This is a genomic window from Acidovorax soli (assembly GCF_014207955.1).
Lineage (GTDB): Bacteria > Pseudomonadota > Gammaproteobacteria > Burkholderiales > Burkholderiaceae_C > Acidovorax > Acidovorax soli_A.
In genome coordinates this window covers 317,277-331,195 of record NZ_JACHLK010000006.1, presented here as the reverse complement: position 1 = coordinate 331,195, position 13,919 = coordinate 317,277, and the positions used below count along the sequence as shown (strand labels likewise).

General features: G+C 71.0%; 10 protein-coding genes and 1 pseudogene. 6 read left to right on the top strand and 5 right to left on the bottom strand.

From position 1 onward, the window contains the following. Positions 1 to 21 precede the first annotated feature (21 nt). Positions 22 to 1,989 carry a bifunctional diguanylate cyclase/phosphodiesterase gene (locus HNP48_RS17335; RefSeq protein ID WP_184859224.1) on the top strand — a complete coding sequence of 656 codons (1,968 nt, stop codon included), beginning with the start codon at positions 22 to 24 and terminating at the stop codon, positions 1,987 to 1,989. On the opposite strand, the gene HNP48_RS17330 is transcribed toward HNP48_RS17335, so the two are convergent. Then, positions 1,990 to 2,811: a ChaN family lipoprotein gene (locus tag HNP48_RS17330; RefSeq protein WP_184859222.1), complete on the bottom strand. Its 822-nt coding sequence runs from the start codon at positions 2,809 to 2,811 to the stop codon at positions 1,990 to 1,992. 196 nt (positions 2,812 to 3,007) lie between these two features. On the opposite strand from HNP48_RS17330, the gene HNP48_RS17325 reads away from it, so the two are divergent. Genes HNP48_RS17325 through HNP48_RS17315 form a run of 3 tightly spaced genes read left to right on the top strand, consistent with a single transcriptional unit; the run spans position 3,008 to position 7,876 of the window. Then, positions 3,008 to 6,577 (top strand): LAGLIDADG family homing endonuclease, encoded by a 3,570-nt coding sequence (locus HNP48_RS17325; protein ID WP_184859220.1) that lies wholly within the window; start codon positions 3,008 to 3,010, stop codon positions 6,575 to 6,577. 28 nt (positions 6,578 to 6,605) lie between these two features. Next, on the top strand, positions 6,606 to 7,298 hold the full coding sequence (locus HNP48_RS17320) for a nitroreductase (RefSeq protein WP_184859218.1): 693 nt from the start codon (positions 6,606 to 6,608) through the stop codon (positions 7,296 to 7,298). Further along, a complete protein-coding gene (locus HNP48_RS17315; protein WP_260420259.1) occupies positions 7,298 to 7,876 on the top strand; it encodes a hemerythrin domain-containing protein in 579 nt (192 codons plus the stop codon). The genes HNP48_RS17320 and HNP48_RS17315 overlap by 1 nt, the downstream gene beginning before the upstream one ends. Here HNP48_RS17315 and HNP48_RS17310 read toward each other — a convergent pair. Then, positions 7,857 to 8,564: pseudogene (locus tag HNP48_RS17310) on the bottom strand (GNAT family N-acetyltransferase); the annotation flags it as partial. The gene HNP48_RS17315 and the pseudogene HNP48_RS17310 sit on opposite strands and share 20 nt — an antisense overlap. Positions 8,565 to 8,697: 133 nt before the next feature. On the opposite strand from HNP48_RS17310, the gene HNP48_RS17305 reads away from it, so the two are divergent. Both HNP48_RS17305 and HNP48_RS17300 read left to right on the top strand, forming a co-directional pair. After that, positions 8,698 to 10,209: a PLP-dependent aminotransferase family protein gene (locus HNP48_RS17305; protein WP_184859199.1), complete on the top strand. Its 1,512-nt coding sequence runs from the start codon at positions 8,698 to 8,700 to the stop codon at positions 10,207 to 10,209. A gap of 89 nt (positions 10,210 to 10,298) precedes the next feature. Beyond that, a complete protein-coding gene (locus tag HNP48_RS17300) occupies positions 10,299 to 11,366 on the top strand; it encodes an AbrB family transcriptional regulator (RefSeq protein ID WP_184859197.1) in 1,068 nt (355 codons plus the stop codon). Between the two features lie 18 nt (positions 11,367 to 11,384). Here the strand turns inward: HNP48_RS17300 and HNP48_RS17295 are convergent, their stop codons facing one another. From HNP48_RS17295 to HNP48_RS17285, 3 genes are all read right to left on the bottom strand, one after another. After that, a complete protein-coding gene (locus tag HNP48_RS17295; RefSeq protein WP_184859195.1) occupies positions 11,385 to 11,681 on the bottom strand; it encodes a DUF3567 domain-containing protein in 297 nt (98 codons plus the stop codon). Between the two features lie 224 nt (positions 11,682 to 11,905). Further along, positions 11,906 to 13,060: a DUF3108 domain-containing protein gene (locus HNP48_RS17290; RefSeq protein ID WP_184859193.1), complete on the bottom strand. Its 1,155-nt coding sequence runs from the start codon at positions 13,058 to 13,060 to the stop codon at positions 11,906 to 11,908. A gap of 19 nt (positions 13,061 to 13,079) precedes the next feature. Beyond that, on the bottom strand, positions 13,080 to 13,862 hold the full coding sequence (locus tag HNP48_RS17285) for an IclR family transcriptional regulator (RefSeq protein WP_184859191.1): 783 nt from the start codon (positions 13,860 to 13,862) through the stop codon (positions 13,080 to 13,082). Between the last annotated feature and the right edge of the window lie 57 nt (positions 13,863 to 13,919).

Genomic DNA, 13,919 nt, shown 5'->3' with positions numbered 1-13,919 from the left:
CAGGTGGGGAAGAAGGATTTCATGCAAGACTTGGCGGGCCCGAGGCCACTGGTTCCCTGGCGCGTGGCGGCGCTGTACCTGGTGCTGGGCGTGGCGTGGGTGCTGGTGGGCGATCTGCTGCTGGCCCACTGGGTCACGGAGCCGGGTGCGCTGACGCGCTACCAGACCTGGAAGGGCTGGCTCTACGTGCTGCTCACCGGGGCACTGGCCGGCTGGCTGGCCCACAAGGCGCGCGAGGCCGAGCGAGCGCGGATCCGCGCGCTGCAGGAGCGGGGCGACATCGCGGCCGTGCGGGCGGCCCTGGCCACCAGCGAGGAGCGCCAGCGCCTGGCCAGCACCGTGGTGGACAACACCATCGAAGGCGTGGTGGTGACCGATGCCCAGGGCCGCATCCTCTCGGTCAATGCGGCCTTCACCCGGCTTCTGGGCTATACCGAAACCGAGTTGCTGGGCCAGAACCCGCGCGTCTTCAAGTCGGGCCGCCACGACAAGGCCTTCTACGACGCCATGTGGGGGGCGCTGCACAGCACGGGCCACTGGCAGGGCGAGATCTGGAACCGGCGCAAGAATGGCGAGGTCTTTCCCGAGCACATGTCGCTGAGCGCGGTGCGCGACCCTGCCGGGGCGGTGACCCACTACGTCTGCATGTTCTCCGACATCTCCGAAGAGAAGGCGCAGCAGCAGCGTCTGGAGTTCCTGGCGCACAACGATGCGCTCACCGGCCTGTCCAACCGCCTGCGTTTCGGTACCGAACTGGCCGAGGCCGTGGGCGAGGCGCGGCTGAGCGGTGAGCACCTGGCGGTGCTGCTGATCAACCTGGACCGCTTCAAGGACGTGAACGACAGCTACGGCCATGCCACCGGCGACCAGGTGCTGCAGCACATCGCGCGCCAGGTGCAGTCCGCCCTGCGCCCGGGCGACCTGCTGGGCCGCATGGCGGGCGACGAACTGGCCGTGGTGGCGCGCCACATGCGCAACTCCGAGGGCGCGGCCGCCGTGGCGCGCCAGCTGATCGCTGCCGTGGCCGAACCCTGGCGCTCGCCCGATGGCCTGGAGGTGGTGGCCGGCGCCAGCGTGGGCATCTGCATGTTCCCCACCCATGCCGACACGGTGGAGGGCCTGCAGCAGGGCGCGCACGCCGCCGTCTATGGCGCCAAGGCACGCGGGCGTGGTGCCTGGTGCTTCTTCCACGAGACCATGACCCAGGCCGCGCGCGAGCGCCTGGCGCTGGAGTCGCGCCTGCGCCTGGCGCTGGCCCAGGGCCACATGGAGGTGTACTACCAGCCCCAGGTGGACATTGCCACGGGCCGCATCGCCGGGGCCGAAGCCCTGGTGCGCTGGAACGACCCCGACGAGGGGCTCATCTCGCCCGCGCGCTTCATCCCCGTGGCCGAGACTTCGGGCGTCATCGGGCCGCTGGGCGAGTGGGTGCTGCGCGAAGTCTGCCGCCAGGGCCGGCAGTGGCGCGACGAGGGCCTGCCCGAGGTGACGCTGGCCGTGAATGTCTCGCCGCGCCAGTTCCACCTGACCGACGTGGCCGGTTGCACGGCGGCGGCGCTGGCCGATGCGGGCTTTCCGGCCGCGCTGCTGGAGCTGGAGATCACCGAATCCGCCCTGGCCGAGCGTGCCGAGGAGGCGCTGCAGGTGCTGCTGGGCCTGCGCGGCCTGGGCGTGCGCATCGCGGTCGACGATTTCGGCACCGGCTATTCATCGCTCGCCCAGCTCAAGCGCTTTCCCATCGACGTGCTCAAGATCGATCAGGGCTTCACCCGCGACATCCCGCAGAGCGCCGACGACATGGCCATCAGCGCGGCCATCATCGCCATGGGCCACAGCATGGGCCTGTCGGTGCTGGCCGAGGGCGTGGAGACCCCTGCGCAACTGGAATTTTTGCAGGAGCGGGGCTGCGATGCCTACCAGGGCTACCTGTGCAGCCGGCCCTTGCGCGCGCCGGCGTTTGCCGCGCTGCTCAGGGCGCAACGCCCGTAGTCAGGGCTGGCGCGGCGCGGCCTTCCACTGCTCGCGCAGTTCGGCGCAGGCATCGCGGGGCGGCAGTGCGGGCGTGGGGGCCAGCAGGTCGGCATCGGCATGCGTGGTGGCCGGCGCGCCGCCGGCACGTGCCACCACCACCTGGGCCTTCACGCCGCCGCCCAGGTGGGTGGGCACACCCAGGCTGCGCCAGACATGGCCGGCCCCGGCGATGAGCAGCACCGTCTTGCCCGGCTGCAGGGCCGCGGTGGCGGTCTGCGCCATGCTGGCATCGCGGGCGATCTGGATACGCGCCATGGGCGCAATCTGCGCTTCGGGCAACAGGCCGCAGTGGCCATCACGGATCTCGGTGTATTGGCGCTGCAGCGCGGGCGCGGGCAGGTGCGCATCCCACTGCGCCTGGCCCATGGTGGCGCGCATCTGGCTGCGCGGCAGGTTGCCGCCCAGCACCGGCACGCCGGCCTCCACGGCCGCCATGACCACCGGACCGTACTTGGCCCAGGGCCAGGCCTTGTCCTGCCAGTTCAGGGCGGCCTGGGCCTGGGCCTCGGTCGCACCGCGCGGCAGGCCGGCGGTGCTGCCGCCCTGCTCGGCCATCTCCATCACCACGGCGGCGAGTGTGCCGCGCGCGGCCAGCCATTGCACGGCCTCGCGCTGCAGGCGCTGGTGCTCGGCGGCATCGTGCTGTTCGCCCAGCAGCAGCACATCGGCAGGCAGCACCTGCTGCAGGCGGGCGGGCCAGGAGGCCGGCATTTCGGGGGGCTGGTTGGCGCAGCCGGCCAGCGCCAGGGCCGCCACCAGGGGCAGGGCCCGGCGGGCCATGGAGGGGAGGGTAAAGAGCGTAATGATTCGCATGCCGCAATGCTAACGGCACGCCAAAGGCCACCCGAACGGGGCGGAGGCCACGGTGGCAGTGTGGCTATAGGGCCGATGTATGGTGCTGCTTTCGCCTCCCCGGCCGGCTTGCAGTGCGCGGGGGATCCCCGTCTTGTTTGATGGAGCGCAAGGACCTTCAGCCATGAAACGCGAAACATCCAGTGCTTTGACCGGCGCCACCTCCATGCAAGCCATCAGCCTCGACGTCCTGCGCGAGAAATACCTCAAGAACGGCGAAACCAGCGCCGACGACCTCTACCGGCGCGTGGCCCGCGCCCTGGCCTCGGTCGAAGCGCCTGCGCTGCGCGACAAGTACGAGGCGCTGTTCCTTCAGAACCTGCAGGCCGGCGCCATCGGCGCCGGGCGCATCATGAGCGCGGCGGGCACCGACATCCAGGCCACGCTGATCAACTGCTTCGTGCAGCCCGTGGGCGACTGCATCCAGGGCGTGGACGAAGGCGGCTACCCCGGCATCTACGAAGCCCTGCGCGAGGCGGCCGAGACCATGCGCCGCGGCGGCGGTGTGGGCTATGACTTTTCGCGCATCCGCCCCAAGGGCGCGCGTGTGGTGGGCACGGCGTCCACGGCCTCGGGGCCATGCAGCTACATGAATGTGTTCGACCAGTCCTGCTCCACGGTGGAGAGCGCGGGTGCGCGGCGCGGCGCGCAGATGGGCGTGCTGCGCATCGACCACCCCGACGTGCAGGAGTTCATCACCGCCAAGCGCACACCCGGACGCTGGAACAACTTCAACGTTTCGGTCGGCGTGCCCGATGCCTTCATCCAGGCCGTGGAAAAGGACGCGCCCTGGGAACTGGTGCACCGCGCCCGCCCCGGCGAGCCGCTGATCGCCCAGGGCGCGCACCAGCGCGCCGACGGCCAATGGGTCTATGCCACGGTGCCGGCGCGCACGCTGTGGGACACCATCATGCAGTCGGCCTACGATTTCGCCGAGCCGGGCATCCTGTTCCTCGACCACATCAACGAGGACAACAACCTGCATTACTGCGAGGACATCGCCGCCACCAACCCCTGTGTCACGGCCGATACCTGGGTGCTCACCACCGAAGGGCCGCGCCAGGTGGCAGACCTCATCGGCCGGCCTTTCAGCGCCGTGGTCGACGGGCGCGCCTACCGTGTGCAGAGCCAGGGCTTCTTCCAGACGGGCACGCGGCCCGTGCTGTGCCTGCAGACGCGCGAGGGCCATGCGCTGCGTCTGACGGCCGAGCACCGCGTGCGCCGCGTGGCGCGCAAGACGCGCTACTGCCTGGAGGTGGAGTGGACCGAGGCGGCGCAGCTGTTGCCCGGCGACGAGATCGTGCTGCACGACCACCGGGCCCTGCAGGGCTGGGCCGGTGCGGGCAGCGAGGCCGAGGGCTACCTGCTGGGTCTGCTCATCGGCGATGGCACGCTCAAGGCCGACAAGGCCGTGCTGTCGGTCTGGGCGCCCGAGCTCAAGGCCGTGGGGCAGGGCACCGTGGCCTATGCCGCCACGGGCGCGGCAGGCATCGTGCAGGCGGCCGAGGCCGCCGCAGCCCCCCTGGCCCACCGCGCCGATTTCGGCGGCTTCCAGCGGCCAGTGGCGGGGAGGGGCGAGGCGCGCATGGCCAGCGCGGCGCTGCGCGACCTGGCGTTCGGTCTGGGCATGGCGCCGGGCCGCAAGGCCATCACGCCCGCCATGGAGCGGCGGTCTTCGGACTTCGCACGCGGCCTGTTGCGTGGCCTGTTCGACGCGGATGGCTCAGTACAGGGCAACCAGGACAAGGGCGTGAGCGTGCGGCTCGCGCAGAGCGATGCAGCACTGCTGCAGACCGTGCAGCGCATGCTGCTGCGCCTGGGCATGGCTTCTACCCTCTACCGTGACCGGCGCCCTGCGGCCGAGCGCGCCCTGCCTGACGGCAAAGGCGGCCTGCGGCTGTATGGCACGCGGGCCCAGCATGAACTGGTGCTCAGCGGCGACAACATCGCGGTGTTTGCCGAGGCCATCGGCTTTGCGGACACCGACAAGGCCGAGCGGCTCGACAGTGCCTTGGCAGGTTACCGCCGCGCGCTGCACCGCGAGCGTTTCACGGCAACCGTGCAGGCGCTGGTGGACGATGGCGTGGAGGACGTCTACGACGTGACCGTGGCCGACGTGCATGCCTTCGATGCCAACGGCATCGTGGCGCACAACTGCGGAGAGCAGCCGCTGCCCTCCTACGGCTGCTGCGATCTGGGCCCCATCATCCTCACGCGCTTCGTGCGCAATCCCTTTGGCTTCGGCGGTGTGGCAGCGTTCGACTTCGAGGCCTTTGCCCAAACGGTGGCGCTGCAGGTGCGCGCGCTCGACAACGTGCTTGACGTGACCTTCTGGCCGCTGCCGCAGCAGCGCGACGAGGCCATGGCCAAGCGGCGCATCGGTGTGGGCTTCACGGGCATGGGCAATACGCTGGCCTTGCTGTGCCTGCGCTACGACCTGCCCGAGGGGCGCGAGATGGCGGTGCGCATTGCCGCGGCGATGCGCGATGCGGCCTACCTGGCCTCGGTGGACCTGGCGCGCGAGAAAGGTGCGTTCCCGAAATTCGAGGCGGGGCCTTACCTGTCGCAGGGCACCTTCGCCAGCCGGCTGCCTGAACCGATCAAGGATGCCATCCGCACGCACGGCATCCGCAACAGCCACCTGCTGTCCATCGCGCCGACGGGCACGGTGAGCCTGGCCTTTGCCGACAATGCCTCCAACGGCATCGAGCCGCCGTTCTCCTGGACCTACAAGCGCAAGAAGCGCGAGGCCGATGGCAGCACCAGCGAGTACGCGGTGGAAGACCATGCCTGGCGCCTGTACCGCGAACTCGGCGGCAACGTGCTGCAACTGCCCGAATATTTCGTCTCGGCCCTGGCCATGCCGGCCGAGGGCCACATCGCGATGATGGAGGCCGTGCAGCCGTATGTGGACACGGCCATCTCCAAAACCGTGAACATCCCGGCCGACTACCCGTACGAGGGCTTCAAGGACCTGTACCTGCAGGCCTGGCGCGCGCGCCTCAAGGGCCTGGCGACCTACCGGCCCAATACCATCCTGGGATCGGTGCTCGAAACGCACAGCGCCCCCGCAGCGGCCCCCGCCCCGGCGGCGCCGCCCGTGGACCCCATGCGCACCGTGATCGAGAGCCGCCCCAAGGGCGGCCTCTCGGCCGTGGCCGAGAAGGTCGAGTATTGGACACAGGAGGGCCGCAAGACCCTGTACCTGCTGGTCTCTTTCCTGCCCGTGCCCACGGGGGTGGGCCATGCCACGGTGGACCGGGCCATCGAGTTCTTCATGCCCGTGGGCCAGAGCGGCGAGTCGCAGCAGTGGATCACCTCCAGCATGCGCATGCTCTCGCTGGCGGCACGCGGCGGTTTCCTGGAGCGTGCGCTCAGCGACATGCGCAAGGTGGCCTGGGACCGTGGCCCCGTGCGCCTGGGCACGCACCGCAAGGAAGACGGCACGCAGGTGCCCATGTGGCACGACTCCGAGGTCGCGGCCATGGCCTATGCCATCCAGAACATCCTGGCGCGCCGAGTGGCCGACCCGGTGCAGCAGCAACTGCCGCTGGAAGAGCCCGCAGCGCCACCCGTGGCGGTGCCCCAGGCCATGGCCGGCAAGAAATGCGTGGAATGCGGGGCGCATGCCGTGATCCGCAAAGACGGCTGCGACTACTGCACGCAGTGCGGGCACATGGGGTCTTGCGGATGAGCGGCGGCCTGCCCCCCGGGGGCTGCCCATGGCGGTGATCCCCTGGCCCCTGCGGCCCGTGCCGCATGGCGATTCCCCCGTGGCGCCGGGCAAGGACGCCGTGGCGGCCAGCGCCTGGGCGCTGGTGCGCTCCCGCCGCACTGTGCTGCCCAAGCGCCTGGTGGCGCCGGGCCCCAGTGGCGCCGAACTCTCTGCCATCCTCGATGCGGCAGCCCATGCGCCCGACCACGGGCAACTGCTGCCCTGGCGCTTTGTGCTGGTGCCCGAGGCCGCGCGTGCGGCGCTGGCCGAGGTGTTCGCCCAGGCACTGACCGAGCGCGATGCCGCCGCCGCGCCGGAGCAGCTGGCACTGGCGCGCGAGAAGGCCTACCGCGCACCGCTGCTGCTGCTGGCGGTGGTGGACACCGGCCGCGGCGATCCGCGCATCGACCTGCCGGAGCGCCTGGTGTCCGCCGGCTGTGCGCTGCAGAACATGCTGCTCATGGCCACGGCGCAAGGCTATGGCTCGGCCCTGACCAGTGGCCGGGCCCTCAAGTCGGCGGGGCTGCGGGCACTCTTCGGCCTGGGGCCGCAGGAACTGGCCCTGTGCTTCCTGAGCATCGGCACGGTGCAGGCGCGCAAGGCCGCGGCCCGCGTGCGGCCCGGGGCGGGCGCCTATGTGAGCACCCTGGGTGCCGATGGCGTGGTACAGCCCTTCGACCCGGCCGAGGGGCGGGGCTGATGGGCTTGCCTCCAGGCTTCAATACCCCGGCCGTGGGCTTCGAGCAACCCTTTGCCATGCTGGAGGCCTGCCACGAGCGCGTGCAGCGCACGCTGGCATTGCTGGGCCGGTTGCGCGAACACGTCCGGGAGCAGGGCAGCGACGACTCCGCCCGCCAGGCGGCGCGCGACGTGTTGCGCTACTTCGACATCGCGGCGCCCCTGCACCACCAGGACGAGGAGCTGCATGTGTTCCCGCCGCTGCTGGCCCAGGGGGCGCCCGCGGTGGTCGCGCTGGTGCGGCGCCTGCTGCAGGACCATGGGGACATGGTGGCCGATTGGGCCGCGGCACGGCAGCCACTGCAGGCCCTGGTGGATGGGCAGATCCGCGCCTTCGGCGCGGCGGACGAGGCCGCGCTCGATCGCTTTGCCGGGCGCTATGCACGCCACATCGCGGATGAGGAAGGCGTGGCCTACCCGTCCGTGCTGCAATTGCTGCGGCCCGACGCCCTGGCGCCGATGGGGCGCGAGATGGCCGCCAGGCGGCAGTCCCCGCGCCCCGAGGGGGTCAGGCCCCCGCAGCCGCGCGCAGTGCCGTGAGCGATGCGCGCTGCTGGCCCTGGGCATCGAAATTGTCTGCGGCCAGCCAGCGCTCGAAGCCGGCCTTGAGTGCCGGCCACTCGCTGTCGACGATGGAGAACCAGGCCGTGTCGCGGCTGCGGCCCTTGTAGACGATGGCCTGGCGGAAGATGCCTTCGAAGCTGAAGCCCAGGCGCGCGGCCGCCTGGCGCGAGGGCCCGTTGAGGCTGTCGCATTTCCATTCGTAGCGCCGGTAGCCCAGATCGGCAAACACGTACTTCATCAGCAGGTACTGCGCCTCGGTGGAGATCGGGGTGCGCTGCAGCAGCGGCGAGAACATCACATGCCCCACCTCGACCACGCCGTTGGCGGGATCGATGCGCATCAGCGACAGCGTGCCCACGGCCTTGTCGGTGCGCTGGTCGATCACCGCATAGTGCAGCGGGTCGGCGCTGGCGGCTGCCTGCTCGCAATGGGCACGGTAGCTGGCCTCGTCGGCAAACGGGCCCACCGTCATGTAGGTCCAGTGGCGGCCGTCCGTGGCCTTCACATAGGCAGCATGCAGTTGGGCGGCGTGGCGTGCCGCATCCAGGGGCTCCAGGCGGCAGTAGCGGCCTTCGATCGTGTCGCGTGCGGGGCGCGGGCGCGCGCTCCAGCCGGGCAGGGCGGAGCCGACGGGTTGCTGGTAGGCGTTCAGGGTGGATGCCATGCGGGGAAGGTCCTTGGTTGCAGGGAGTGAAAAGAAAACCGGGGGCGGGTCATGGGCCCGACCGAGCCTTCACGGTAAACTGGGCGTGGCATTGCGAAAAGTGCCAGAAGCAGATGATTTTCAGGTGCCACGCATGCGCAACGTTCTCCCGGAAGACACCCTTCCGGTCCCCCAGACCCTGCTGGAGCAGGCACTGGACCACCGCCCGGGGGGCGAACCGCTGCGGCGCCAGCTGTTCCAGCGGCTGCGCCAAGCCATCCTGGACGGTCGGCTGGCCGCCGGCAGCCCGCTGCCCGGCTCGCGTGCCTTGGCCGAGGCCCTGGCCCTCTCGCGCAACACGGTGACGGCCGCCTATGAACACCTGCTGGCCGAGGGCTATGTGCACTCCGACCGGCAGGGCACGCGGGTGGCGTCGCTGCTGCCCTCGGTGCCCGGCGTGGTGCCCGGGCGGGCCGCACCGCTGCCCGCGACGGCAGCGCGCCTGGCACGGATCCAGCCGAGGGCGCCACGCCCGGCGGCGGCCCACTGGCTGAGCCCGGGCATGCCCGCCCTGTCGCAGTTTCCGCTGGCCGCATGGCGCCGCGCGCTCGATCGGGCGCTGCGCGATGGCGGCCCCGCTGCCCTGGGCTATGGCGACCCGCTGGGCGAAATGGCACTGCGCACCGCCATTGCACGCCACCTGGCGCTGGCCCGAGGCGTGCGCTGCGCGCCGGAGCAGGTGGTGATCACCGAAGGCGCGCAGGAGGCCCTGGTGCTGTGCGTGCGCCTGCTCAGCAACCCCGGCGACACGGCCTGGGTGGAGGACCCAGGCTACCGGGGCGCCCAGTCGGCCCTGCATGCGGGCGACCTGCACACCGTGCCCATGCGGGTGGACGCGCAGGGCCTGGTGGCCGATGAGGCCGACTGGCGCGCGCACACGCCGCGCCTGGTCTACACCTCGCCCTCGCACCAGTACCCGGGCGGGGCCGTGCTGTCGGTGGCGCGGCGCCTGGCGCTCATGGAGCAGGCGCGGCGCCATGGCGCCTGGATCATCGAGGACGACTACGACAGCGAGTTCCGCCATGGTGGCGAGCCCATCGCCGCCATGCAGGGCCTGGCCGATGGGGCACCGGTGCTCTATGTGGGCACCTTCAGCAAGACCATGTTCCCCGCGCTGCGCATCGGCTTTCTGGTGCTGCCCGAGGCGGTGCTTGCCGCGGTGCGCCAGCCCCTGGCCGAAATGCTGCGCGGCGGCCAGCGCCATGCCCAGCTGGCGCTGGCGGACTTCATCGACAGCGGCCAGTTCGGCCGCCACCTGGGCCGCATGCGCCGCCTCTACCGCGAGCGCCAGCAGCAGCTGCGCAGCGCGCTGGCGCAGCACCTTCTGGTGCCGCATGGCATCGAAGGGGGGCACTGCGGCATGCACCTCATGGTGCGCCTGCCGCCCGCCTACCCGGACCGGGCCATCGCCAGCGCCGCACGCGAGCACGGCATGGCGCCTGCGCCGCTGTCGGCCTTCGCGTTGCAGCCCCGGCCCGAGGACAACGGCCTGGTGCTGGGCTATGGCCACACGCCGGTGGAGCTGTTCGCGCCGCTGGTGCAGCGCCTGTCGCTGCTGGCGCAGGCCGCCAGCAGCGATCCGGGGCCGGGTCCTCGGTCCGCGTAGCTGGCGATGCCTGCCATGCCCGACGGGCAGTGCAGGGCTTTCGGGGGCATCTGCGGGCGCGGGCGATACTCGCAGGTCCCGCCTTTCGTATGCGTACTTATTTCCAATTCGCCACCCGCGTGCTGCTCACCCTGGCCGTGGCCTGGGCGGCCGCCGCCGCCTGCGTGGCCCTCCAAACCCCGCTGCCCTGGATGATCGGCCCGCTGCTGGCCACCTCGCTGCTGTCCATCGCCGGTGCGCCCACCGAAAGCTGGGGGCCGTTGCGCAATGCCGGGCAATGGACCATCGGCGCGGCGCTGGGCCTGTATTTCACGCCCCAGGTCATGGCCCTGGTGGCCGGCCTGTGGTGGGCCATCGCGCTGGGCATCGCCTGGGCGCTGGTGCTGGGTTGGCTGTTCGGCGCCTGGCTGTACCGCGTGCATGCGCCGCGCATGCATGGCGTGCCGGCCAGCATGATGCGCGCGACCAGCTATTTCTCGGGCGCCATCGGCGCGGCGTCGGAAATGACCCTGCTGGCCGAGCGCGAGAACGCGCGCACCGACCTCGTCGCGGCGAGCCACAGCCTGCGCCTGCTCATCGTCACCGTGACCATTCCCTTTGCACTGCAGTGGAGCGGGCTGCACGGCCTCGACATCCTGCCCCCGGCCACGCGCGTGGTGGACTGGCCGGGCCTGGCGCTACTGGCTGTGCTCACGGGGGCAGGTGCCCTGGCCATGGACAAACTGGGCCGGGCCAATCCGTGGTTCATGGGGGCGCTGGTGGTGTCCATGGGCTTTGCCATGGCGGGCATCGGCTTTTCGGCCGTGCCGCAGGGGCTGTCCAACGCGGCCCAGCTCGTCATCGGGGTCAGCCTGGGGGTGCGTTTCCGTGCCGACTTCCTGCGCACCGCGCCGCGCTGGCTGGGCACGGTGGCACTGGGTACCTTCGGGCTCATGGGCATCTGCGCGCTGTTCGCGGGCCTGCTCGCCTGGGGCACGGGCCTGCCCTGGGTAACCTTGCTGCTGGGCACCTCGCCGGGCGGCATCACCGAGATGGCCATCACGGCCAAGGTGCTGCAGCTGGGCGTGCCGGTGGTCACGGCCTTCCAGGTGTGCCGGCTGATTGCCGTGCTGATCCTGGTGGAGCCGTTGTTCCGGCGGATCTATCCAGCGGAGTGATCTGCCGCCGGCCGTGCGTCAGTGGACCACGACGGGGTTCTGCGCCAGGCCTGCGTAGCGGTCCAGGGCGTCTTCCACTTCTTCCTGCGTCGGGGTGTCGCGCTGCCAGGCCAGGATCTGCTGCTGGAACATCTCGGCCCACGACCCGTCCAGGTAGACCTCCTTGCCCGAACGCTTGTCCACGATCTCGAAGCCGTGGCGTGCGAGCTGGGGCTTGGGCGGTGCCGTGTCGTTGAGCGCCTGGCCAGCGGACTCCCGGGCGTCGGGCAGCATATGGACCACCACAAAGGATTCGGAGTCGTAGAGCATGTGCATCGTGTTCCCTTTGTCGATATGAATGTCAGATGACAGCGGGTCGGCAGAGTTCAAGCCCCGGGGGCCGGCTCTGCGTGGTAACAGTATTTCACGAATTGTGCGCTGCGGCAGTTTCGCAGGGGGATTTCGCCCCGGGTGGGAAGAATGCAACACCGCTCGCGCCACTCTCCTACAACGCATCCACCGCACCGGCGGTGCACAGCGCCGCGACCGTGGGCCGCCGATCAGGGTTTGTCGCTACCGCGCAGCAGCAGGTCGGCGAAGTCGCCGTTGGACTGGGTGAGCTTGATGCGCACGGGCAGGTAGCCCAGCGCTGGCGCCAGCCACAGCTCGGCCTTCTGGTCGTAGTCGCGCCGGGGCAGGCGCAGCAGCTTCAGGGCGGGCGTGGCACCCACAGGCAGGTGCAGGGTTTCGGGGGCTTCGACGCTGAAGGTCCAGCGGTCGGCATTGCGGGCGCTCACGGTGGTCAGCGTGATCTGCGTGCCCGGCGTGTAGCGTGCCGGGTCGGCCGCCAGCATGGCCGCCAGCTGGATGAACATGCTCAGCCGGTCCTGCGCGCCGGGGCCGATGGGTGCCTGGGGCGTGTTGGCGCTGAAGGTCACCAGCCCCTTGCCATAGTCGAAATGCGCGGCCTGCTCGCTGCGCGAGCGGTCGCCGAACCGCTCGGGCTGCAGGCCCTGGGCGGTGACCAGGCCGGCGCTGCGCTGGGTGCGTGAACCGATAAGGAAGGCGGTCACCTCCTGGCGCGCCTCGTAGCGGCTGCCATCGTGCTGCCACAGCAGTTCGGCCCGTGCGGTGTAGTCGAACTTCTTGGCCTGTCCCTTGACCTCGTAGGTCAGGCGCACCGGGGCCGGAATCTGCACCGGCGGCGCTGCGGCGCTGGCGTTCTGGCCCGTGCCGCTGCCGGGAGGGGCGATGTCGATGCCGGCGGCCGTGGGATTCACCTCCACCGGTGTGGAAGCGGGAGCGGCCGGCGCGGATGCAGCCGCCACGGCGGCAGAGGCCGCGGGCTCCGGTGCGGCAGGAGGGGGCTCGACCACGGCCGTGGGCGTTGCCGCCTCCATGGCCGGTTCGGGCGGGGGCACGGGATCTGGCAGGGCTGCGGGCTGCTCGGCGGGCGCCGCTTCGGCGGCCGGTGGGGGACGTGGCGTGCGCTTGCGCGGTGCGGGCGCCGGCGCTGCGGGCGGCGGGGCAGGCGCCGCCGAAGGTGCGGGGGCAGGTGCTGCCACGGGCGCGGGCGCCGCCGCGATGGTGCGCGTGCTGAACACCTGGCCCGTGGGGGCCGCCGGGCTGTCCCAGGCCAGCGGCACGCCGCGCAGCAGCAGCCAGTGCAGGGCCAGCACCAGTGCGGTGAGGGCGATCAGCGCGCGCCGGGGCATCAGCGGGATGGCCCCGGCATCATGCGGCGCCTGCGCCCAGGTCGTGCGAGAGCTGGGCCGCGGCTGCGCGCAGCGGGGTGTCGATGGCGCCGCCCCATTCGGGGTCGAAGGTGGCGACCGAGCCCAGCGTGGTGATGCCCAGCTCCAGGTGGCCATCGGCGTCGAACACCGGCGCGCAAAAGCCCACGATGCCGGGCAGCAGCGTGTCCACCACGCGCGCCGCGCCGCGCGCGCGCACGTCGGCCAGCAGGGTCTGCACCTCGTCCATGGTGGTGGGCAGGTCGGTGCGGCGCATTTTGGTGGCGCGGGCCAGTTCTTCCTGGAGCAGCGGTGCGGCCACCTCGGGTGCCAGGTGGGCGGCAAAGCAGCGGCCCGTGGCCGAAGACAGCAGGGGCATCACATCCCCCAGGCGCAGGTTGGCGGTCACGGCCTGGGGCGACTCCTCCCAGTGCACGATGGTGGGCCCATGGTTGCCCCAGACCGCCAGCGCCAGCGTGTGGCCGATCTGCTCCATCAGCGCCGGCATGCGCTCGCGCGCCAGGCGCACCGCGTCGAGCCGCGCCAGCGAGGCCAGGCCGAGCTTCAGCGCCCCTGGGCCCAGGTCATAGCGTGCGGTGCGGCTGTCCTGCGTGACCAGGCCCAGGCGCTGGAAGCTCACCAGGTAGCGGTGGGCCTTGGCCGCGCTCATGCCGGCCGAGGCCGCCAGGTCCTTGAGCATGAGCGGCCCGCGGGCGCGCGTGAGTCCTTCCAGCAGGGCAAAGCCGACCTCCACGGACTGGATACCTGCACGTTCTTTGTCCATGTGCACTAAAATTTGATGGTTTTGTTTAGTTAAATCAATTTACCCAAGCGTAATTTG

Bases quoted from the DNA above. Each gene is read 5' to 3' on its own strand.
- HNP48_RS17335 (WP_184859224.1), top strand. From the start codon at position 22: ATGCAAGACTTGGCGGGCCCGAGGCCACTGGTTCCCTGGCGCGTGGCG.
- HNP48_RS17330 (WP_184859222.1), bottom strand. From the start codon at position 2,811: ATGGCCCGCCGGGCCCTGCCCCTGGTGGCGGCCCTGGCGCTGGCCGGC.
- HNP48_RS17325 (WP_184859220.1), top strand. From the start codon at position 3,008: ATGAAACGCGAAACATCCAGTGCTTTGACCGGCGCCACCTCCATGCAA.
- HNP48_RS17320 (WP_184859218.1), top strand. From the start codon at position 6,606: ATGGCGGTGATCCCCTGGCCCCTGCGGCCCGTGCCGCATGGCGATTCC.
- HNP48_RS17315 (WP_260420259.1), top strand. From the start codon at position 7,298: ATGGGCTTGCCTCCAGGCTTCAATACCCCGGCCGTGGGCTTCGAGCAA.
- HNP48_RS17305 (WP_184859199.1), top strand. From the start codon at position 8,698: ATGCGCAACGTTCTCCCGGAAGACACCCTTCCGGTCCCCCAGACCCTG.
- HNP48_RS17300 (WP_184859197.1), top strand. From the start codon at position 10,299: ATGCGTACTTATTTCCAATTCGCCACCCGCGTGCTGCTCACCCTGGCC.
- HNP48_RS17295 (WP_184859195.1), bottom strand. From the start codon at position 11,681: ATGCACATGCTCTACGACTCCGAATCCTTTGTGGTGGTCCATATGCTG.
- HNP48_RS17290 (WP_184859193.1), bottom strand. From the start codon at position 13,060: ATGCCCCGGCGCGCGCTGATCGCCCTCACCGCACTGGTGCTGGCCCTG.
- HNP48_RS17285 (WP_184859191.1), bottom strand. From the start codon at position 13,862: ATGGACAAAGAACGTGCAGGTATCCAGTCCGTGGAGGTCGGCTTTGCC.